The organism is Sphingomonas sp. CCH21-G11 (assembly GCF_001555965.1).
Taxonomy (GTDB): domain Bacteria; phylum Pseudomonadota; class Alphaproteobacteria; order Sphingomonadales; family Sphingomonadaceae; genus Sphingomonas.
This window is the reverse complement of record NZ_LSHX01000023.1, coordinates 22,208-42,363: the sequence shown is the minus strand read 5'-3', so window position 1 is coordinate 42,363 and position 20,156 is coordinate 22,208. Positions and strand designations below refer to the sequence as shown.

13 protein-coding genes and 1 tRNA gene are annotated in these 20,156 nt (G+C 69.5%); 4 read left to right on the top strand and 10 right to left on the bottom strand.

Features of this window, described 5'->3' with window-relative positions; all coding sequences use genetic code 11:
- Positions 1–10: 10 nt before the first annotated feature.
- The 4 genes from AX676_RS05055 to AX676_RS05040 are packed head-to-tail and all read right to left on the bottom strand — an operon-like array spanning position 11 to position 10,626.
- Positions 11–871 carry a CPBP family intramembrane glutamic endopeptidase gene (locus tag AX676_RS05055; RefSeq protein WP_066481733.1) on the bottom strand — a complete coding sequence of 287 codons (861 nt, stop codon included), beginning with the start codon at positions 869–871 and terminating at the stop codon, positions 11–13.
- Complete coding sequence (locus AX676_RS05050) at positions 871–4,041, bottom strand: CHAT domain-containing protein (protein WP_066481734.1); 3,171 nt, start codon at positions 4,039–4,041, stop codon at positions 871–873. Before AX676_RS05050 ends, AX676_RS05055 begins: the two co-directional genes overlap by 1 nt.
- On the bottom strand, positions 4,038–8,897 hold the full coding sequence (locus AX676_RS05045; protein ID WP_066544141.1) for a beta strand repeat-containing protein: 4,860 nt from the start codon (positions 8,895–8,897) through the stop codon (positions 4,038–4,040). The genes AX676_RS05050 and AX676_RS05045 overlap by 4 nt, the downstream gene beginning before the upstream one ends.
- 7 nt (positions 8,898–8,904) lie before the next feature.
- Complete coding sequence (locus tag AX676_RS05040; protein WP_066481736.1) at positions 8,905–10,626, bottom strand: ShlB/FhaC/HecB family hemolysin secretion/activation protein; 1,722 nt, start codon at positions 10,624–10,626, stop codon at positions 8,905–8,907.
- Positions 10,627–10,973: 347 nt separating this feature from the next.
- On the opposite strand from AX676_RS05040, the gene AX676_RS05035 reads away from it, so the two are divergent.
- Positions 10,974–11,783, top strand: a complete 810-nt coding sequence (locus AX676_RS05035) for a ferredoxin--NADP reductase (RefSeq protein ID WP_066481738.1) — start codon at positions 10,974–10,976, stop codon at positions 11,781–11,783.
- 34 nt (positions 11,784–11,817) lie between these two features.
- Here the strand turns inward: AX676_RS05035 and AX676_RS05030 are convergent, their stop codons facing one another.
- The 3 genes from AX676_RS05030 to AX676_RS05020 form a co-directional block, all read right to left on the bottom strand.
- The gene (locus tag AX676_RS05030) at positions 11,818–14,118 is read right to left on the bottom strand and encodes a TonB-dependent receptor (RefSeq protein WP_082731273.1); all 2,301 of its coding nucleotides are present in this window, start codon (positions 14,116–14,118) and stop codon (positions 11,818–11,820) included.
- Positions 14,119–14,209: 91 nt separating this feature from the next.
- Positions 14,210–15,487 carry an MFS transporter gene (locus AX676_RS05025; protein ID WP_066481740.1) on the bottom strand — a complete coding sequence of 426 codons (1,278 nt, stop codon included), beginning with the start codon at positions 15,485–15,487 and terminating at the stop codon, positions 14,210–14,212.
- 195 nt (positions 15,488–15,682) lie between these two features.
- Positions 15,683–16,783: an NmrA family NAD(P)-binding protein gene (locus AX676_RS05020; protein ID WP_082731276.1), complete on the bottom strand. Its 1,101-nt coding sequence runs from the start codon at positions 16,781–16,783 to the stop codon at positions 15,683–15,685.
- A gap of 106 nt (positions 16,784–16,889) precedes the next feature.
- Between AX676_RS05020 and AX676_RS05015 the strand changes: the two genes are divergently transcribed.
- Complete coding sequence (locus AX676_RS05015) at positions 16,890–17,465, top strand: TetR/AcrR family transcriptional regulator (protein WP_197417123.1); 576 nt, start codon at positions 16,890–16,892, stop codon at positions 17,463–17,465.
- Positions 17,466–17,488: 23 nt separating this feature from the next.
- Here AX676_RS05015 and AX676_RS05010 read toward each other — a convergent pair whose 3' ends face one another.
- Together AX676_RS05010 and AX676_RS05005 are read right to left on the bottom strand one after the other, a co-directional pair.
- Complete coding sequence (locus tag AX676_RS05010) at positions 17,489–18,220, bottom strand: hypothetical protein (RefSeq protein ID WP_066481744.1); 732 nt, start codon at positions 18,218–18,220, stop codon at positions 17,489–17,491.
- Positions 18,217–18,585, bottom strand: coding sequence for a hypothetical protein (locus AX676_RS05005; protein WP_066481752.1), 369 nt, complete (start codon positions 18,583–18,585; stop codon positions 18,217–18,219). The genes AX676_RS05010 and AX676_RS05005 overlap by 4 nt, the downstream gene beginning before the upstream one ends.
- 168 nt (positions 18,586–18,753) lie before the next feature.
- Here AX676_RS05005 and AX676_RS05000 point away from each other — a divergent pair, with 168 nt between their 5' ends.
- Complete coding sequence (locus AX676_RS05000) at positions 18,754–19,374, top strand: TetR/AcrR family transcriptional regulator (RefSeq protein WP_066481753.1); 621 nt, start codon at positions 18,754–18,756, stop codon at positions 19,372–19,374.
- A gap of 107 nt (positions 19,375–19,481) precedes the next feature.
- Here AX676_RS05000 and AX676_RS04995 read toward each other — a convergent pair.
- Positions 19,482–19,558, bottom strand: a tRNA-Arg gene (locus tag AX676_RS04995).
- 82 nt (positions 19,559–19,640) lie between these two features.
- On the opposite strand from AX676_RS04995, the gene AX676_RS04990 reads away from it, so the two are divergent.
- Positions 19,641–20,141 carry a hypothetical protein gene (locus tag AX676_RS04990; protein ID WP_066481754.1) on the top strand — a complete coding sequence of 167 codons (501 nt, stop codon included), beginning with the start codon at positions 19,641–19,643 and terminating at the stop codon, positions 20,139–20,141.
- Positions 20,142–20,156: the final 15 nt, after the last annotated feature.

Genomic DNA, 20,156 nt, shown 5'->3' with positions numbered 1-20,156 from the left:
GGCGTCATCGTCAGGGTGCCGTCACCGCATCGGTGGCGCGCCGGCTGGGCCGCCGCCAGCCCAGCGTCGCCACGAGCAGCGCCACGAGCACGAACGTCATGCCGATACTGGCGTTCAGGCCCTCGTCCGACCCGCCCCAGCGCGCCACCCCGATCAGGTCGAGGTCGACCAGCGCGCCGAAGCTGCCGACGCCGGGATTGGGGCTCAGCCCGGCGATGATCGCCTCGCCCCAGTTCCAGCCGAAATGGGCGAGCGCGGGCAGGACGATACCGCCCGATCGATCCGCGAGGACGCCGAACCACAATCCGCCGATCAGCAGGTTGACGATCCCCGTCGCACTCGCCCCGCCGCCGGCGAGATGGAGCAGCGCAAAGGCGACACTCGTCGCGACAAGCCCCGCCGCGTCGCCCCAGCCGCGCTGGAGCACAGGCTGCAGCCAGCCGCGGAAATAAAACTCCTCCGCACTCGCCTGGATCAGGATCACGCCCGTGCCCGCCAGCACCGCAGCCCCACCCGCATCGCTGCCGCCAGCCATGACCGCGCCCGCCAGCCATGACAGGCCGATGGCCAGCATGACCCCACCCACGCCCAAGATTACGCCGCTTGCCGCCATCCGCCCCGGCTGGGTGCCGATCAATTGGCGTCCAGGATCGGGCCTGAGCGCCATCGCACCCCAGGCGATGGCCGCCAATACGCCGAACAGCAACAGCGTGAACACGCCCTCCTGAACCGCCGGGCTGATCCCTTCCAGCCCCGCGGCAAGCCCGGCATAGGCCGCCTGCGCGCCGATCACGACACCGGCTGCAGCCACGATTGCGACGACCAGCGTGACCGCCGCCTCGATCCCCGGCGACGCGCTATCCGCCGGCATCAGCGCCGCGCGGCCGTCGTGACCGGAGCGGCCGCCGGGGTCAGCATCGTCTTGCTGCCGTCGCCGACCAGGAAATAGGCGCCCCAGAAATAGGGATGCGACGTTGCCGCATCCGCGATCAGCCGGCGCTGCGCCGCCTGCAACGCCGCACCGATCGTCGCCGTCCGGCCGGTGCCATAGAAGGTCGCGATGAACCGATCGGTGTCCGTCGACGCCGGGACCTGCCAATAGGTTGCGAGCACCGCGCGCGCATTGGCCGTGATGAAGGCGCGCACCAGCCCGTCCAGCGTCGCACCCGATTCGTCCTGCCCGGCCAGCCGCCCGCCGATCCCCGAAACCCCGCTCGCGGTTTCGCACGCGGACAGCACGACCAGGTTCGCGTCAAGCCGCAGCAACGCGACTTCGGGCAGGCTCAGCAGCCCGTCGGAGGGAAAGCCGCCGTCGGGCTGCGGGGGGGCCAGCGTCGTGACCAGCGACGGCGGGACGCGGGTGCAGTCCCCAACCTTGGTTTCGGGAAGCCCGTGCGTTGCGAAATGCAGCACCTGATAGGACTGAAAATCGCCTCGCTCGCCCTGTTCGACGAGCGCGCGATCGGTGAAGGCGGCGCGCGTGATTTCCGGGGCGCCCGCCACCCCGAGCGCGGCGGCGGCGATGCCGATCTCGTCCGCGCTGACCGGGCGGTTTCCGTTCATCAGTTCGGCCAGCTCGCCATAGGCGATGTCGCAGCCGCTGCCGAAGGGCACGCGAGTCTGCGCGACGGCCGCCAGCAGCGACGCGGGCGCATTCTCGCCAAAGCCGATAAAGGGGTTTCGCGCGGCCGACGGTGCAAGGCGCCGCGTGATCAGGAATGATCGCGGCGACAGCGCGCTCGACAGCTCCGCCTGCGCACCCAGAAACGCGACGTCGCTATAGTCGTTGGCGTCGGTCGCGCGGCGTTCGGCATAACGCTGCACGCTGTCCAGCCGCGTCACCAGCACCCCGACCGGCAGGTTGGCGAGCGGACCCGACGGATCGACGACGATCGCGCTGGCGTTCACCAGCGCGGCTTCGGCCGGCCCTGCGATCAGCTTGAACAGTGCATAGGAGGCCCCGACATCGAAGAACGGAAGCGTGCGCGACCCGTCGCGGATCGACGTCCGCACGCGCTGGGCGATCGCATCGACGGTTGCCGCGGGGGCCGGCAGGGCGTGCAGGAACGCGTCGTCCTGTCCGATGATCAGCGCGTAGGCGCGGCTGCGCAGCCGGGTCACCTTCAGATAATATTCGCCCGGACGAAGCTCCGCGCGCAGCTCGGCGAGCGTGACCGGCTGATCGTCGACCGCCTGGAAGCGCGAATCCGCCGCCAGCGCGATATTGGCGGCCAGCAACGCGGCCTCCGCGCGCTGGCGTTCGGCCTCCAGCGCGGCGCGGCGTGCGGTGTCGGCGGGGTCGACCGCCGAAATCTCGTAGCGCAGACGAATGATGTCGCGTTCCGCGGCGGAACGGTCGCGCGCCCGGGCCCCGATCGGTCCGTCGGCGGTCACGATCGCCTGGAGCTGCGCGACCTGGCGCGCGATCGCGGGCTCGCCGACCGATTGGACGGCAGCGAAAAACCGTTGCGCCAATGCCGGCGACGGTTCCTTCATGTTCAGCCGCACGAGCAGGTCGAGATAGGTTTCCATACCCGGCCGCGCCACGCCGCCCCCGCCCGTGCGCGCCAGCGCATCGACCGCGGTATCGAATTCGGCGAGCAGCGCCGCATCGCTCACGCCGGGAAGACGGGTCATCAGCGCCGCGCGCTCCAGCAACGTGTCCGCGACCAGCGATCCGCCGGCCGCGAGGTCGAACGTCTCGTCCGCCACCGGGTCACCCGCGTCGAGCAGACAGGTCCGGCCGGCCGGCCGCTCGCCACCGCGCAGGATCGCGAGCGCGCAGTCGAAATGGCCGATCGCGCCCGCCAGGTCGTTCTCGCGCGCGGCGACCCGGCCATATTGCCGTTCGAGCCGCGACTTGAGCGCCGCCACCCCTTCAGGGCTCACGTTGCGCTGGAGTTCGGTGACATAGGGGACGCTGTCGTCGAGCGCGGCGCGGGCACGCATCGTGTCGCCGGTCGCCAGATAGGCGACGCTTTGCGCCCAGTTGCGCTGGGCCTCGACGAGCAGCCGCGACAATTGCGCCGCATCGGTCGACGTCACCGACGCCGCGGCACCCGCGACGGGTCGGTTCAGGTTGCTCAGCACCGCCGGGTCCTTGAGCGGCGCGTCGCTGTCGTCGCGGCTCGCCAGCGTCTCGATCGCCTGCGACCATGCGCGGCGGTTGATGTCGTCGAGCCCACGATAGGTCGCGTATTTCGAGTTCAGGAACGCGAGGCGATCGAAATCCTCTGCACCCGACAGTAACTGGCTGGCACGCGAAAAATGGTCTGTCGCGGCATCGAACTGACTGATGTTGGAATCCGCCAGTCCGGCCTCGAGCAGCATTTCCGCGCGGGTCAGCGGCGGCGTGGTCGCCGGCAGCCGGCTGAGCGCGTCGTTGAGCAGGCGCGAGGCCTCGATGAACAGCCCGCGATGGTTGAGGCGAATGCCGGCCTGCAGCACGCCGCCGGTATCGAGCGATGCGGCGGCCAGCGCCCGTTGTTGCTCGACCGCGGGCAGCGGCGGCAGATCGTCGATCGCGATCGTCGCGGGGGCGGGCGCGTCGGCCGGCGTTTGCGGGATTGCGCGGTCGATTACCGCCCGGAGCGTCGCCTCCATCGGGCCGAGCGTGGTGGGCAGGGCCTCACCAACGAAAAAGCGCCCCCGGCTCGCGAAGGATACGCGGATCATCTCGCCGCCGGTCGCGGGGTCGAGACACCGGCGCGCCTCGACCTCGCCGACATGACGCAGGCCCGACGCCGGGCGGCGCGCTGCCGCGCCGCACTGCGCCAGCTCCGCCGCCTCGGGCGGGTCGAGATGGACGCGGATGCTGGCCTGGCGACGGCTCGCGGCAACGCCGCGACACGTGATCCCGTAAGTCGTGTCGAACAGCGTCCGCGCGGCGGGATCATTCCAGCTGCGCGTCGCCGTGCACGGCTCACCGTTCGAATCGCGCCCCGCCGGAAAGCTGTCGGGCAGCCCGGCCTGCGCGGATGCGGGCATGGGCATCATCAGGGCGGACGGCGCGATGGCAAGGATCGCGAGACGGCGGATCATGGCTGCGGCTCCGCGGGACAGGCCTGGCTTCCGGGCGGACATTCGGGTGGTGGCGCGGGCTCCGCGGTTGCCCCGACGGGCGCGATGTCAAGCCCGACGATGTCGGCGAACAGCGATTCGTTGTTCGATCCGACCAGCGGGTCGAACAGCAGGGTCAGCGCCGCGCTGCTCCCGAAAATCTCGGTATTGTTCTCGACGCGCAGCAGCTGCGGCTGCGCCAGCGAGGCAGACAGGCACCCGCCCCCGGCCGACCCGATCAGACAGCCATTGGCGCGCGCGCCGCCGCGATCGACCAGCGAATCGAGGCTGATGCTGTCCGCCCCCAGCAGCGAGGTCGCCCGTCCGGAAACGCCGTTGATCGCGCCGAAAAAGGCGAAGCTGTTGGGCGTCACGCCCGCGGTCGCGCCGATCTGGAGCGTGGTGACGCCGCTCAATCCGGTCAGGTCGATGCCCGATGTCAGCCCCGGCAGCCCCGTATTCTGGAACAGCGCGAAGTCGGCATAACGGACCGCCAGCGTCCCGGCGCGGACCAGCACGGTGTCAACATAGGGCGCTTCGCCGGCCAGCGTCGCGATGTAGAGCGACGAGTTGGATCGCGCGACGAGCTGGTCATTGACCTGCTGCGTCGTCGGCGTTGCGGTGCTCCCCGGTGCCAGGCCCAGCAGCATCTGGAAATCGCGGTCATAGCCGACGCCGATGCGGCCGCCGGCCAGCAGCACGCGCCCGCCCTCCGCCACGATCCGTCCGCCGCCGCTGGGGCGCGGCGCGACGCGGATCACCGACGCGATGCCGGTATCGGTGCCGTCGCCACCCACCTGCAACGTCCGCGCCGATGCGCCGCCGGTCACCTCAAGCCGCCCGAGCACGTCGATCCGCCCGCGGTTCCACAACGACACCGCTGCACTGCCCGCCGTCGCGCCAAAAGTCGCGTCGCCGACGATCAGGTCACGCCCGCCCGCGTCCACGCGGAGCGTCGCGGCATCGATCCGTGCGATCTCCTCGTTGGTCAGCGCATAAAGCGGCGCGGCGGCCGCGTTGAACTCCGCGGCATTGCCCTCCGGCACGCCGCCGATGCGGACGCGGTTCGCCGTGCCGCGATTGATCAGCCGCACCTCGCTGGCGGTGATCGCCTGGCCGATCGCGATGTCGCTCGAACCGATCGAAACCAGCCGCCCGGGTGCGCGGATCGCGTCGAAGCGCAGTTCGCCCGCGGTTTCGATCGTCACGTCGCCCGCCGCCGTCACGCTGCCCACGCGCAGTTGCGGCGACGACAGCGAAACGCCGCCAGCGCTGCTGGTCAGCGTGCCGATGGTCAGCGCGGCCGGCTGCTGCGTGCGGCCGACGGTAAAGCCATCGACGAGGCTGAGCGTGTCGATGGTCACCGTCCCGGTCGTGTCCAGCCCGGCCGCGCCGCCACTGGCGTTGAGCGAGGTCAGGCTGCGCGCCGCGACCGTGCCCAGCGTCAGCGGCGCACCCGGGCCAAGCGCGAGCCGGATGTTCGACTGGCGGGCCGGTCCACCCAGCAGGGTCGTGCCGCCCAGCGCGATCGCCGCCGCCGATCGCAGCGTCATGTCGCCCCCGCCCGCGCCGTCGCTGTCCGCGATCAGCCGAGCGCCCGCATCCGCGCTGATCCCGCCCGACGACGCGGTGATGTCGATCGCCCCGGCCGCCGACTTCGTGCCGCCGCCCAGCGCAACGGTCGCGCCGTTCAGCGTCAGGCTGCCGCCCAGGGTCACGTCGCCGGTAACCGAAAGCGCCTGAGTGGTGGTCAGCGCGACATCGCGACCCGCGTCGAACCCGGCCAAGGTCAGCGCACCGCCCGCCGTCACGCGAAGGCTGCCGGTCGCCGCGTTGGCCCGAAGCGTTGCGCCGCGCCCGGCCGCAGCACCGGTGACGGCGCCGCCTGCCGTAACCTCGACATTCCCGCCGACGCTTCGCAGCGTGTCGATCCGGGCGTCGGTGGTCGAAGTGACGATCGCATCGGCCGTCGAGCCCGGCGCCGCCGCCGCCTGCAGCGCGCCGGCAATCGTCAGGCTTCCGGTCGTTCCCGCCTTGGCAAGGCGCAACTGGTTGCCGACCCGCCCGCCCGCGAGCAGCAGGGCACCGTTGGACGCCGCGATATCGGCATCGCTCGCGATATCCAGGGTGCCGCCATTAACCGAAGCCCCGCGCAGGAACAGGTCGCGCGCGGCGACATCGCCGATCCCGATCGCGTCGGCAGCATTGATCGCCAGTCCGGTCGGGCCGGTGATCGTCACATTGCCCAGCCTGATCGCGCCGGCGGTCGAGGTCAGCGTCAGGCCGTCCGTCAGGACCACCGGGCCACCGAAGACGATATCGCCGCCATTGATCAGCGTGCCGTCCCCGATCCGGCGCACCGACACGGCACCCAGCGCCAGCGCCGCACCCGCGTCGCCGCGCTGCAGGAGAAGGTCGCCGGCGCGCCCGCCGCTCTCGATCGCGGTGGTGGCGGCGAAATCGATGCGCGTCGCAGCGTTCAGGCGAACCGGCTCGCCACCGACCCCGTCCGCATTCGAACGCAGGGTCAGGCTGCCGACGCCGCGGATCGCACCCGCGGTCGTGTCGACGCGGACCTGCCCGCCGGCCTGCTGAAGCGCCAAGCCGTCATTGCCCAGCGTCACCTCGCTCCCGCGCAGCGTCAGGTCGCCCCCCGCCGTCGCATTGCCGCGCAGCATCATGCCGGCCGCCGCTTCGAGGGCCAGGTTGCCCCCCGCCACGGCCGACCCGATCGCCAAGCCGCCACCGAGCGCGGTCGCGCGCACAGTGCCGTTGGTCGACTCGAGCACGTCTGCGACGACGGCGTCGCCGGTGATCGTCACCGCACTTGCCCCCGCAAGTTCGTCTGCATCGATCCGCCCGCCGGCCGCGATGTCCAGCGTCGTCCCGCTGCGGACGCCGCCGCCGTCGATCGCGCCCGCGGCCACTAGCCGCGCATCGGCGTCGACGATGATCGTATTGCCGATGATCAGGTCCGCCGCCGAGTCGAGCGACAGGCGCGCGAACTGGCCGGATCCGATCGCCAGTGCGCCGTCGGTCGTGACCAGCGACCCGCTGCCCGCCGTCGCCGATGCCCGGTCGAGCCTCAGGCTGGCCGAATTGGTCGACAGTCCCGCCGCACCCGACAATTCGGTTGCGTCGATCGTGGTCGCGAATGCGCTCAGCGATCCGGCGCCGACGACCGACCCGCCGACGATCGCGTCGCCCGCGATCAGCGTGGTCGTCCCGTTCGAGGTCAGCGTGCCGGTAATGCGAAGGTCGTTCGCGGCGCTCAACACGGCATCGGTCACCGTCCCGCCGGCGATGACCAGGTCACCGACCTGCGCGGTGAGCAATGCGTCGCTGCCACCGATCGTACCGAGATCGAGCGTGCGCGCCACCGCCTCGATGGTTCCCGCGGACTGCAGGCGCGTCGTCCGCACGTCGCCACCCGGTGCCGTGATGGTCACGCTCGTCGTCCCGTCGACCGCCCCGAGCGTCGCGGAACCCGCGAGGTCCAGATCGACGGCGCCGCGACCGGTGATGTCGGTCCCCGGACCACCGCCCGCCCCCGCAATGCTGCCCGCGACGATCGCAACGTCGTTGCCGGCCACTGTCGCGATCTCCAGCGCGCCGGGCACGACGATCGACACGTCACCGCCCGCGGCGATCGAGCCCAACTGCGTCGTACCCCGCGACGGCCGCACGGTCACATTCCCACCCGCGTCGATCGCCACCGCGTTGCCGGGTGCGCCGATTGCGCCATTGGTCAGCAGGGTGACGTCGCCCGCCGCCCCCGACGCGTTCAGGCTGCCACCCAGGGTCACGTCGACCACGCCGCCCGTCGCCGGACCCGCGGCAAAGGCAACGCGGCCGCCGGGCACGCTGGTCGGCCCCGCCGCCAGGATCACGCCGCGATCGCTGGCGGTCGCGGTCGTCGCGGTCACCAGCGACTGGATGTCGAGGATCGATTCGGTCACCGTCGCCTGCGTCGCGGCGGCGAAAAGCACGTTGCGGCCCGCGATCGTGCCGCGCGCGACCATTGGCGCGTTCAGCGCCGTGCCGCGCTGGATCGTCAGCGACAGCGGGCTGCCGGGCTGGAACACCAGATTGACGTCGCTCGCGCTGACGATCGCAACATCGCCGCTGGCCGACAGCGTCCCGCGCGTATCGATCGCCGCCGCGATCAGCGCGACCGCCCCCGTGGTCAGCGTCGACGCGGCCGTGATGCGTGCCCCGGCATCGACCTGAATCGAGCCGCTTCCACCAGTGAAGTCGAATCCATCGGTGCCGAAGAATTCCGTATCGCTGAGCGCCAGGGTGCTCGCCACGAGCGCACCAACCGAAACGTTCGCGTTCGGACCGAAGAGGATGCCGGTCGGATTGATCAGGAAGACCGAGACGTTCGGATCCGAATTGAGCGCGCCCAGGATCTGGCTGATCGCGGGCGCGCTGCCCGGCGCGGCCGCGGCTGCGGCTGGCGCGGCAAAGGTGGAAAAGGATTCGCTGAAGTTGGGAGACGGTGTCGGCGTGGGGGCGGGTGTCGCCACCACCCGGTTGAGTACCGCGATCGGATTGGTGCCGGCGATGCCGTCGGCGCGCCCGTCGCGGAAGGTGGCGGTGCTTCCCTCGGGCACGCTGAAGCCCGCCCATTCGATAACCGTGTTGCGCGCGCGCAGGTCGACCTGCAGCGTCGTCGGCGTCGGGTTCGCAATGATGGCGATGTCGCCGCCGCTCGCGGTGTTCCGGATCGCGTCGCCGGGCGTGGGCAGCGCCTGCGCGAATGCCGGTACGCTCGCCGACAGCAGCCACCCGGCCAGGGCCGTCGTGCGCAGCCATGCCGCGCGATCGGTACGCATCGCGAACTCAACGGACATAGGGACTGAACCTTGCGGTGAGAGAGACGAGCAAGCGCGCCGGCGGCGGTTCGGGATCGAACGAAAGCGCCCGGTCGCGCGGCACGGCGTACAATATGTCGAGCGACAGCAGCCCGGGCAGCTGGACGTTCACGCCGCCCCCGAACGAGGTGAGCGTCCGTTCCGCCTCCGTCGTGCCGCTGTCGAGGTTCCACAGCCACACGGCGTCGGCAAAGGCGAGCAGGCGGATCGCGACCGGGAGGTCGAGCGGCAGGCGCGCCTGGATTTCGCCGCGCACCGCGGCGGCGCGGTCGCCCGCATTTGATCCGGGATCGTAACCGCGCCCGATCGCCAGGTTGCCGATCGTGAACTCTTCCAGATTGAGAAGCGGGTGGTTCGCCCACTGCCCGCGCGCGCTGCCCAGCACCGAGAAGATCGGGCCGGCCGCGATCTCCGCATTCGCCGCGCCGCGCACCACGGTCGCCTGCGGGTCGCCCTCGAACCGCGACAGGCTCGCGCCGTCGGCCCGGATCTCCCCGGGACGCGACGCGCCGAGAATCGCGACGCCCTTGCGCACCTCGACGCTGGTCGCGAGGTTGAACAGCGTGCCGCCGAGGGGGTCGGGCACGCGATAGCTGCTGTCCAGGCGTGCGTAGATGATGCGCAGCTTGTCGGTATTGAGTGGCGACACGGTCGGTCCGCCGAACACGCGCGTGCGCTGGTCGAGCCATTCCGCCCCCAGCCCGATCGCCGCGTTCGCGCGCACTGAACGCAGCAGCGGCCGGGTCACGTCGACGCCGACGATCAGCGATTCGGATCGCAGGTCGAGCGTATCGAGGTCGGGGCGCGACCAGGCATAGGTTCCCCGCAGCCCGACGGTCGTCCCTGCCCCATCGATTCCAGTCGTGTAGCCGAGCTGGACCAGCTGCTGCGAATCGAAATCGAGCGAGCTTGACGCGACCGCGTAGAGCACGTCGCTGCCGGTGAGCACGCCATAAAGCTCGCCGCGCAGGTACCCGGTTTCCCGCCCCAGCTGGCGCGCGCCGTAATTCTGGACGTTGCCATAGACAGCAAAGGCGCTGCTCTGGATCAGCAGATCGCCGATCACCTCGCCCGGCCCGGTGCCCGCCGGCCGCAGCGAAAGCTGGATGTCGAGCCCCGGCGCGTCGCCGGTCAGCAGCAGCAGCCGCTCGATATCGGCTTCACGCAGCGGATCGAGCGCGCGGATTCGGGCGATCTGGCGCTCCAGCAACGCCCGGTGCGGACCCGGTTCGCCGCGCACCCGAACTTCGCTGATCCGGGCGAGCACGACCGCCAGCTGCAGCTCGCCGGTCGCCACCTCCTGCGGCGGGATCTGGACCGACGCGATATAGCCGCCGCGCCGCAGCTGGGCATTGGCACGATCGCGGATGATGCAGACATTGCTGATCGGCTGGTTGCCGGTGGCGGGCAGATCGACCTGATCGAGCAGCTGCTGGATTTCGGCCGGTATCGCGGGTCGACCGACGGGCATGAAGCGCACGCGGTTGATATCGACGCGCAGCGGCGAATCGAGCAACGGACAGGCCGGGCTGTCGATGCTCTCGCGCGCATCCACCCGCGCACGCGACGGCGCACGTTCGGGCACCGGCACCTGGAGCTGGTCGCGCGTCGGCACCGACGATTGCGGAACGGGAACCGTCGTCTGGGCCAGCGCCGGGGACGCAAGCCACAAGCTGAACAGCGCCGCCATTCGACACGCGTTCATCATTCCCCCTGTTCAGCGTGGGTGACACCCGATTTCGACCATGGCGCGCGAGCCCCATCTGCTCATGATCGATTGCTGGGCCGGACAGTGATCCTGTCCGCCCCCCGGGTCAACCCGAAACGCGCGCGTTTTGCGGCGTAACGTGTGCCGCGCCTCACCGTGTCGGTGCCGGTCTTCCGCCTTTGCGGGCGCGATCGACCGGTCCGCCCTTGCGCCTGGCGGGGGTCAACATCACTTTCCCATTCCGGAAGCCGCGATTGATCGTTAAGCGACCCCATCCGCCCGCGCCTTGTGCATTCAACCGATACCTGCCCACGACCTGGAACCCGACAATGACCGAACTCGCCACCATGGAAGCCCTGGCCGAAGCCAAGGGGCTGTTCCTCCAGAAGGTCACCTGGGTGCACCATTGGACGCCCGGACTGTTCAGCTTCCGGGTCGAGCGGCCGCAAAGCTTTCGCTTCACGTCGGGCGAGTTCGTGATGATCGGTCTGGCGGGCACCGACGGGCGGCCGCTGCTGCGCGCCTATTCGATCGTCAGCCCGGCGTGGGAGGATCACCTCGAATTCTTTTCGGTCAAGGTCGCCGACGGCGCACTGACCTCGCGCCTCCAGCACCTTCAGGTCGGTGACCATATCCTGATGGGGCGCAAGACCACCGGCACGCTCGTCGCCGACGCGCTGGAACCCGGCAAGCACCTGATGATGATCGGCACGGGCACCGGCCTTGCACCGTTCATGTCGATCCTGCGCGATCCCGAGACGCATGAACGTTTCGGCCACATCGTCGTCGCGCACACCGTGCGGCAGAAGGAGGAACTCGCCTACAGCGAATTCCTGGGCGAGGAGATCAAGAATGACGAGATCTTCGGCGAGATGCTGCGCGACCGCTTCACCTATTACCCGACCGTCACGCGCGGCGCGTTCCACACCCAGGGCCGCATCACCGACCGCATCCGCGACGGCCGGTTTGGCGCGGACATGGGCTTGAGCGAGGCCGAACATGCCGAGGCGCGCTGGATGATCTGCGGGTCGATCGCCTTCAATGCGGAGATGATCGGACTGCTGGAGGGCATGGGACTGCGCGAAGGGACGCGCAGCAACCCCGGCCAGTTCGTGGTCGAGCGCGCGTTCGTCGGCTGATCCGCGAACGCGCGCCGGCCCCGGTCCCGACGGGTCAGAAGTTGACCCGGCCGATCAACCCGAAATAGCGATCCGCCTCGCGCGGGATGATGTAGCGGAAGCTGCCGCCCGGCCCGCCCGATGTGATTGCGCTCGCGAAGCTCTGGTCGAACAGGTTCTTGACCTGGAACGTGACGCGAAAGCGGTCCTTGGCATCGATGATCGACGCGGCGAGATCGACCAGCGCATATTCCTCGATCGTCGTCACCGCGCGCACGGCGGCGCTGGCGTCGAATTGCGACAGCTGCTCGGTCTGCCACGCTGCCTGGCCATTGACGCCGATATCGATCGCGCCGCCGGTGCGGATGCGCCAGTCGCCCGCCACCGATGCCTTCCAGTCGGGCGCATAGGCGAGGCTGGTGCCGTCGGGGACGACGTTGACGACATTCCCGCTGGTCGGAACGCGGAAGCGGTCGACGCGCGCATCGGTATAGGCGACGCCGCCGGAGACGCTGACGTCGCGCGCCGGGCTCCAGAGGAAGTCGAGCTCGCCGCCGCGTGTCGAAATCGTGCCGGCATTGGTGAAGCGGGTGACCACCACCCCTTCGACCAGATCGGGGTTGTTCGCCTGGAAATTCTCGTATTTCGCGTAATAGGCGGCGAGGTTGATGACCAGGCGACCGCCGAACAGGCTGTTCTTCAGGCCGATTTCGTAGCTGTCGGCGGTCTCGGGCTCGATGACGTTGGTGCCGGTCGCGCCGAGGTTGAAGAACACGTTGAACGCCGGGCCCTTGTAGCCGCGCGAATAGGTCGCGTAGGCGACCGATTCGGGCACGATGTCGAACTGAACCCCGGCGCGGCCCGACACGTCGTTGTTCGTCGTCTTGCCGTTGAACGGGCCGAAACTGGCGGCGATGCCGGGACCGGTCAGCGGCGACACACGGCGGTGGAACACCTCGAGCTGGTCATAGGTGTAGCGAAACCCGCCGATCAGCCGCAGCCGCTCGGTCAGGTTCAGCGTCGCCTGGCCGAACAGCGCCAGGTTGCTGAAGGTCGATCCGAACGTTGCCGATCCGTTCGGCCGGGTGATGACCGTGCCCGGCGCGGTGCATGGCGTCAGCGTGGTGGGCGCGGGCGTGCGCGTGCAGGAGATGACGTTGCGGGTAAAGGTCCGCTCGGTGTCCGCATTCGAATAGAAGAAGCCGAGCGTGTAATCGATCGTCTCGCCGCCCGGCGACGCCAGCCGGACTTCCTGGGTGAACGTCTCGCCGGTCTGCGGACCGATGTCGTGCAGCTGCGGGACGCCGACATAGGCCTGGTCGAGCCAGTCGCCGTCGCGAATCTCCTCATTGTCGTACCGCCGCCAAGCGGTGATCGAGGTGACGGTGAGCCCGCCGAGCGTCGCGTCGACCTGAAGCGACGCGCCATAGCTTTCCTCGTTGGTCGCCGTGACCAGGTTCTGATTGACCTCGCGCGTCTCATCGCCGCGCGGTGTCGGCAGCACGTTGGCGGGATTGAGCAGTGCGCCCGCAGCGCCGGTCGGCGCGGTCCCGATCAGCTCGGCGCAGCAATCATCCTTGGCCTGGCGCCAGTCGGCGATCAGCGTGAAGGTCAGGTCCGGGGTCGGTTCGGCGACAATCATGCCGCGCACGCCGTAATGCTCATATCCGTTGACGCGCGTGTTCACCGCGCGATTGAACAGATTGCCTTCGTAATTGCCGTAGAAGCCCGTGAAGCGGCTGGAGATGTTCGCGCCGAGTGGCACGTCCAGCGCGCCGCGCACGCGATATTCGTTGCCCTGGTCGAAGTAGAACGCGCCCTCGACATAGCCGCCGAGCTCATTGCCTGGTCGCCGCGTGACGATGTTGACCACGCCGGCCGACCCGTTCTTGCCGAACAGGGTGCCCTGCGGCCCGCGCAGCACCTCGAGCCGCTCGATGTCGATCAGGTCGCTGAACGCTTCGCCCGCGCGGCTGTAGACGACGCCGTCGACGACGGTCGAGACCGACGGCTCGCCCGCGATCGAGAAGGTCGAGGTGCCGACGCCGCGCAGGAACAGCGACTGGTTGATCGTCGTACCCGATTTGCGGAAATTGAGCGTGGGGACGAGATACTGCGCATTCTCGAGCGAGACCGCGCCCTGGCGGTCGAGCAGATCGCCCGAAACGACCGAGACCGCGATCGGCACGTCCTGAAGCCGTTCCTCGCGCTTCTGCGCCGTGACGACGATGTCGGCCGCGACATTCTCCTCGGCCGGATCGGGCGTATCGGCCTGCTGCGCCCATGCCGGCAACGCGAACATCGTGCAGCTCGCCATCAACGCGGCGGTCCGCGAAAATCCCTTGCGGTTCATCATGACACCCTCCCTTTTCAAGCCATCCGGCCTTTTAAATCCTATTCGTCCGATAGGAATATAGAAACGCTATCCCGCTCCCCAACTGCGCCTACTAGTGCGCCGGCACAATCTCGCGCGCGCCGGGCGGGCCGTCCACCGTGCGAATCACCGGCACCAGCAGCTGGATCCACCCGATTGCCAGCAGATAGGATATGGCGGCAAAGCCGAACAGCGGCAGATAGCCGAGCCCCGCCGAGAGCACGAGCCCGGCGACCTTGGCAATCACCAGCCCGCCGATATTGCCGCTGAACGCGCCGAACGCGGTCACGCGGCCGACCTTCTCCTGCGGCACGACGTCCGCGATCAGCGCGAACAGGTTGGTCGAGAACGCCTGGTGCGCGGCAAGCGTCAGTGCGATGATCGCGATCGCCAGCGGATAGCTGTGGGCGGTGAGCGCGACCGGCACCGGCAGCACGAGCAGCGCGGCGCACAGCATGATCCCCTTGCGCACCGCGTTCACGCCATAGCCACGCTGGAGCAGGCGGGTCGAGATACCGCCGCCGAGCAGCGATCCCGCCGCTGCGCCCGAATAGGCGATGGCCAGCGGCACGCCCAGCGCAACGCCCGACAGGCCGAACTCGCGATTGAAGAAATCGGGCAGCCAGAACAGCATCAGCCACCATGTCGCATCCGACAGCACCTTGGCCACCGCGATCGCCCAGGTGCGACGCTCGGTCAGGATCGGGCCGTAGCGATCGGGCGTCGCGGCGGCGGACGCTGCCGCCGCCGGTGCGGTGCGCGCCGGCGCGCCGAGACTCAAGCCGCGGGTCGCAACCAGCCAGATGCCGGCCCACAGGATGCCGACCATGCCCGCCGCGACAAAGGTCGCCCGCCATCCGAAGCTGAGTGCGACCAGCGGAATGGCCAGTGGTGCCAGGATCGCGCCGATCGAATTGGCCGCGTTCATCGCGCCATAGCCGCTCGATCTGAGCGCCGGGGGCAGGATGGCGGCGATCGACTTGATGCCGACGGGCGTGCCCATCGCTTCGGTCGCGCCCAGCGCCACGCGGACCATCACGAACTGTACGGTGCTCTGTGCCCAGCCGTGCAGCATCGCGGCGATCGACCAGGCGGCGACGCCGAGCGGATTGGCCCATTTGACCCCCAGCTTGTCCGCGATCCAGCCGGTGAAAAGGAACGCGACCGCCGCGCCGCCCTGAAACCAGGCGGCGAGCGTGCCGTAATCATTGTCGGTCCAGCCGAGATCCTTCGAGATCACGGGCTTCAGCACCGCGATGATCTGGCGGTCGACCAGATTGAGGATGCCCGCGGTGATGACGAGCGCGAAGAGCAGCCAGCGCCGCGCGGTGCTCAATTCGGCATATGTCAACGCGCGCTCCCGCCGCTCGAGGGAGCGCGAACATGGCCTATCCGCCCGCACAGGAAAAGCGCCATCGGCAAAGGACCGGCGCAGGCCAGCCGGGGGTCGCCGGCACGCAGCCCGCGACCGGCACGCTTGCGGATGCTGCGCTGTCGATGCTGTGCCGTCAGGGCGCGGACATATATCCGCTCGCCGCGCCCCCGGTCATGCCGCTTTACCGACGCGAAGGACCTCGCCCTCGCTCCCTTCGTCGACCTGCGCGGACCTGAGCGCACGCCAGCCGGCATCCTCCATCGCAAAGCGCGAATCGGCAGGACGGCTGAGCCCCAGCCGCTGGTCGAAGGCGTCGAGGTCATAGCCCGGCATCATCGGGGTCCGCATGAAATCGGCCCAGGCGCGTGCGCTTGCGCCAAAGCTGCGACGGGCTTCGGGAAGCGCGGCATAGCGCCGGGCGATGGTGTCGAAGCTTTCGGGCGCGCGGCCCGTGACGCGCCGCACGTCGTCGGTCGGCGCGCGGAATGAAAAGGCGCCCTGGGCGTGATCGCGCACCCAGTATCGGAAGCCGCTCAGTTCGTCGGCGGGCACGCCCTGCATGCGCGCAGCCTTCAGGAACAGCCACATCGGCATTTCGACCGCCCGCACCTTGCGCGCGAGCACCCGCGTCAGGATCGCGGCCATGTCGCGCGTCGACAGCAGCTCCGGCCCCGTCGGGCTGTAGCGGCGTCCGCCATGCGTCTCCGGATCCAGCAACGCGGCTGCGGCGACAGCGGCGATGTCCTCGTTCGAGGGCGGCGCGTTGCGGCTGTTCCCGGTCAGCGAGGGCAGAATGCCCAGATGCGCGGCGAACCCGATCAGGCGCAGATAATTGTCGGCAAAGAAGGGCGGATTGACGATTGTATAGGCGATGCCGGGGATCGCGCCGAACAATTCGTCCATCGCCCACAATTGCCGGGTCAGCCAGGCAGGATGCGCCGGACCCGCCAGCCACTGGCTGAGGCCGACGATCGATTCGACACCGGCGTCTTTCGCTGCGGCCGCGAAGTGCGTCGCGCCTTCCAGCATCGCCGGGTCGAACGCCGGCAGGAAATAGGCACGCCGCACGCCCTGAACCGCGGTGCGCACGCTGCCCGGATCACTCAGGTCGCCCACCACCGTCTCGACGCCCTCGCGCTCCAGCCGCTCGCTGCGTTTGTCGCGCCTGCGGACGAGCGCCCTGACCGTCGCACCGTGCCGGCGCAGTTCCGCCACGACCGCCTGGCCGGTCTTGCCCGTCGCGCCGGTCACGAGAATTCTGGGATGCGTCATCATGGTCTCCTGCAATGGGGGCAGGCGTCATCAGGATAGATGATGCTTGTCATCTTTTTAGATGATGACTATCCTCTATCTTGTCAAGACGTCGGGAGAAGCAGCGATGCGCGTGTCGCAACAGGAAAAAGCGCGGAGCCGGGCGCGCATCGTCGACAGCGCCAGTCGGGCCTTCCGGGCGCGCGGGGTCGAGGGCGCGAGCGTCGGCGACGTGATGAAGGAGGCGGGGCTCACGCATGGCGGCTTCTATCGCCATTTCGAGTCGAAGGACGCGCTGCTCGCGGCCGCGCTGGAAGCCGCCTTTGCCGAAATGATCGGACGCGTGACCGACGGCCTGCAAGCCGAAGCGCCCGACGATGTCCGTCGGGCGTTCCAGACCTTCTATCTGTCGGCGGGCCATCTTGCGGCACCCGAAACCGGGTGCCCCGCCGGCGCGCTAAGCGGCGACATCGCACGCGCGGACGGCGCAGTGAAGCGTGCGTTCGGCGGGGGGCTGCTCCGGATGATCGACGCCTTCGCCGCGACATTCACCGGATCGAGCGCCGACCCGCGCCGCGAGGCCATGCGCGAATTCGCCATGCTGGTCGGCGCGGTGATGCTGGCGAGGGCGAGCGACCCGGAAATGGCGGGTACGATCCTGCGCACCTGTGGCGCTTCGGACGAGGCCGAAGCCGCCGCCTGATCGAGACGCTCGGATTCTCGCGTTCAGCCGCCGGCGAGCGCGGCGCCGAGCACGACCGGGATCAGCGTCGCGGCGCTCGCCCCGATGGCGACGTTGCGATCGCGAACCAGGTTCTGGACGACGATGCCGGCCAGTGCCCAGGCAATGGCACCTGCATAGATGAGCGCCCCCGACGACCATGCCACGATGGTCCCCAGCGCGCCCGCCGCCCCGAGCAGCGCCAGCTGCCAGTCGGTTCGGACCGCAACCCCGCTCCACTTCAGCGTCGAACCCAGGTTCACCCAGGTCGCGGCCGAGATCCACCCGGCGAGAAGCAGAAGTGGTGCTGCGCCGAGCCAGAACGCCCAGCCCGAAAGCGGCCCGGCCACCGCGATCGTCCACACCGCCGCGAGCAGCGTCACGAGTGCGGCCGCGATCAGCCCGACGCTGGTCCAATCGATGTCGCGCCTGGCCACATGCCACTCCCACGCGGTGTTCAGCGTCCACGCGGCCACCGCCAGCCAGCCGAGCGCGCGCATCAGCGGGTCGGACGGGTTGAGCGTGTGCCACACCGCGAAACCGAAGCTCGCGGCAAAGATCACCGCCCAGATGGTGAAGAACGGTGCCCATGGCACGATCGGCAGATGCTGGCGCTCCGACCGTTCGGGCACCGTCTTTTCCCAGCCGCGCAACTGCGGCCAGCTGGCCATGACGGCCTGGGCGAGCGCGGCGACGATCACCAGCGCGACGCGGACGAGATCGAACGGTTCGGTCATGGCAGGCTCCTCAACAGGATGACGGGCCAGAAAAGGACGATGGGAAGGAAGGTCAGCGCCGGACCCCACGGCACGGGCGCGCCCGCGCGCCACGCCGGCAACACGAAGGTCAGCAGCCACGCGGTCTTGTAGATGACCTGGAGCACCAGGACGCCCGCCATTGCACGCGGCCAGGCGAGGCCGACCACCGAACACAGGAGGATGGCGCCCCATAACGCGGCGACGAGCAGCCGCAGCGCCGCCGAATCCGGGACCCCGGGACCGAACACCGCCGCAGTGCCGCGCATGTGCAGCGCGATCACGACGGGCAGCAGGATGAGGATATTGGCCGTATAGGCCAGCCGCAGCAGCGTCTCGCCGTTCATCGGCCACGCGCCTCCCCCACCCCCGGCGACCATCGCGCGCAATGAAACCCGATCATGTCGTCACGCCCTCGCTTTCGATGACACTTGGCATTGGCCGCAGCGTCGCTAGACTGGATCAAGCGTCATAATGCATGAGCGTTAGTTTGGTTCAAGTGATACATGCCTAGGATGGTCGGCACGCCGAACCGCGCGACGGCAAAGCGGCGGGCGGAGCTGCTCGACCGCATCCGCGCCCGCCTTCAAGATCGCGGCGCGGGGCCGGCATCGTGGCGCGACATGGCCGCCGCCGCCGGCGTCAGTCTGTCGAGCCTGACGCACCATTTCGGACGGCGCGACGACGTGATCCGCGCGCTGATGGAGGACGAGAAGAGCCAGGGGGCCGAGCCGCTCGCGGTGATGGCGCGCCCGACCGGCGACTTTGCGACATCGATGCGCGACGCGGTCGGGCATCTGGCCGGTGGTCTGATCCATGCCGGGCTGGACCGGATGATCGCCAGCGGGCTCGCCGAGGGCCTGGGCCATCCGACCGTCGGGCCCGCATTCGTCGCCAACCTGCTCGAACCGATGATCGAGGCGGCCGAGGCGCGGCTGGACGCGCATGTCACGCGGGGCGAGATGCGCGGTGGCGACACGCGCCTCGCCGCGATCCAGCTGATCGCGCCGGTGCTGATCGCGGTGCTCCATCAACGCCCGCTTGGCGGCGCTGCGGTGCGACCGCTCGACCTCGACGCGTTCGCGAGCGATCACGTCGACAGCTTTGTCCGGAGCTGGGGCCTGCCGCAGTCCTGATGTGCTGAAAACGGTGCGTCCGGCGGATACCCCGCGGTCACGCCTCGGGTCAGCCGACACGCCCGAATGTCGGCCCGACGAAATCCGTCGAAATGGCGGGAAGAAATTGGCGCGCCCGGAACGATTCGAACGTCCGACCCTCAGATTCGTAGTCTGATGCTCTATCCAGCTGAGCTACGGGCGCGCGGGAAGTGGGCACATAGAAGGCTGTCGACGGGAGCGCAACCCTGTTGCACGGATAATTTCCGCCGCCTAAGCGCGTGGCCATGCGCGCACATCTCATCCTGGTCGCCCTTGTCGCCCTGACGGCGGGCTGTGCCAAGCGCGCGGGCGACGGCTATCCGTCGCTGCTGCCGCGCGCGATCGAGTCGGCCGATACGGCGGAACCGATGCGCGAGCCCGTGCCTGCGGCGCCCGATCCCGCGCTCGACCAGCAGGTCACGGCCCTCGCGGCACGATTGGACGAAGCGTCGCGCGTCTTTGCCGCCCAGGCAGATCGGGCGGCGCAGCTGGCCGCGGAGGCGCAGGGCGCGGACGCCGGCAGTGAACCGTGGCTGGCCGCGCAGGTCGCGCTGGGCGAGCTCGACGTCCTGCGCGCGGCGACCAGCGGCCTGGTCGCCGACATCGAACGGTCGATCATCGACCGCGCGGCTGCGGGCGCGATGCCCTATCCCGCGCTCCAGTCGCTCTACGAGGATGCGACGCGGCGCGCGGCGGCGGAACGGGCGCGGGTGACCGAGATCGAAGCGATGCTCGCCACGGCCTGAGGCCGGTCGCTTGCC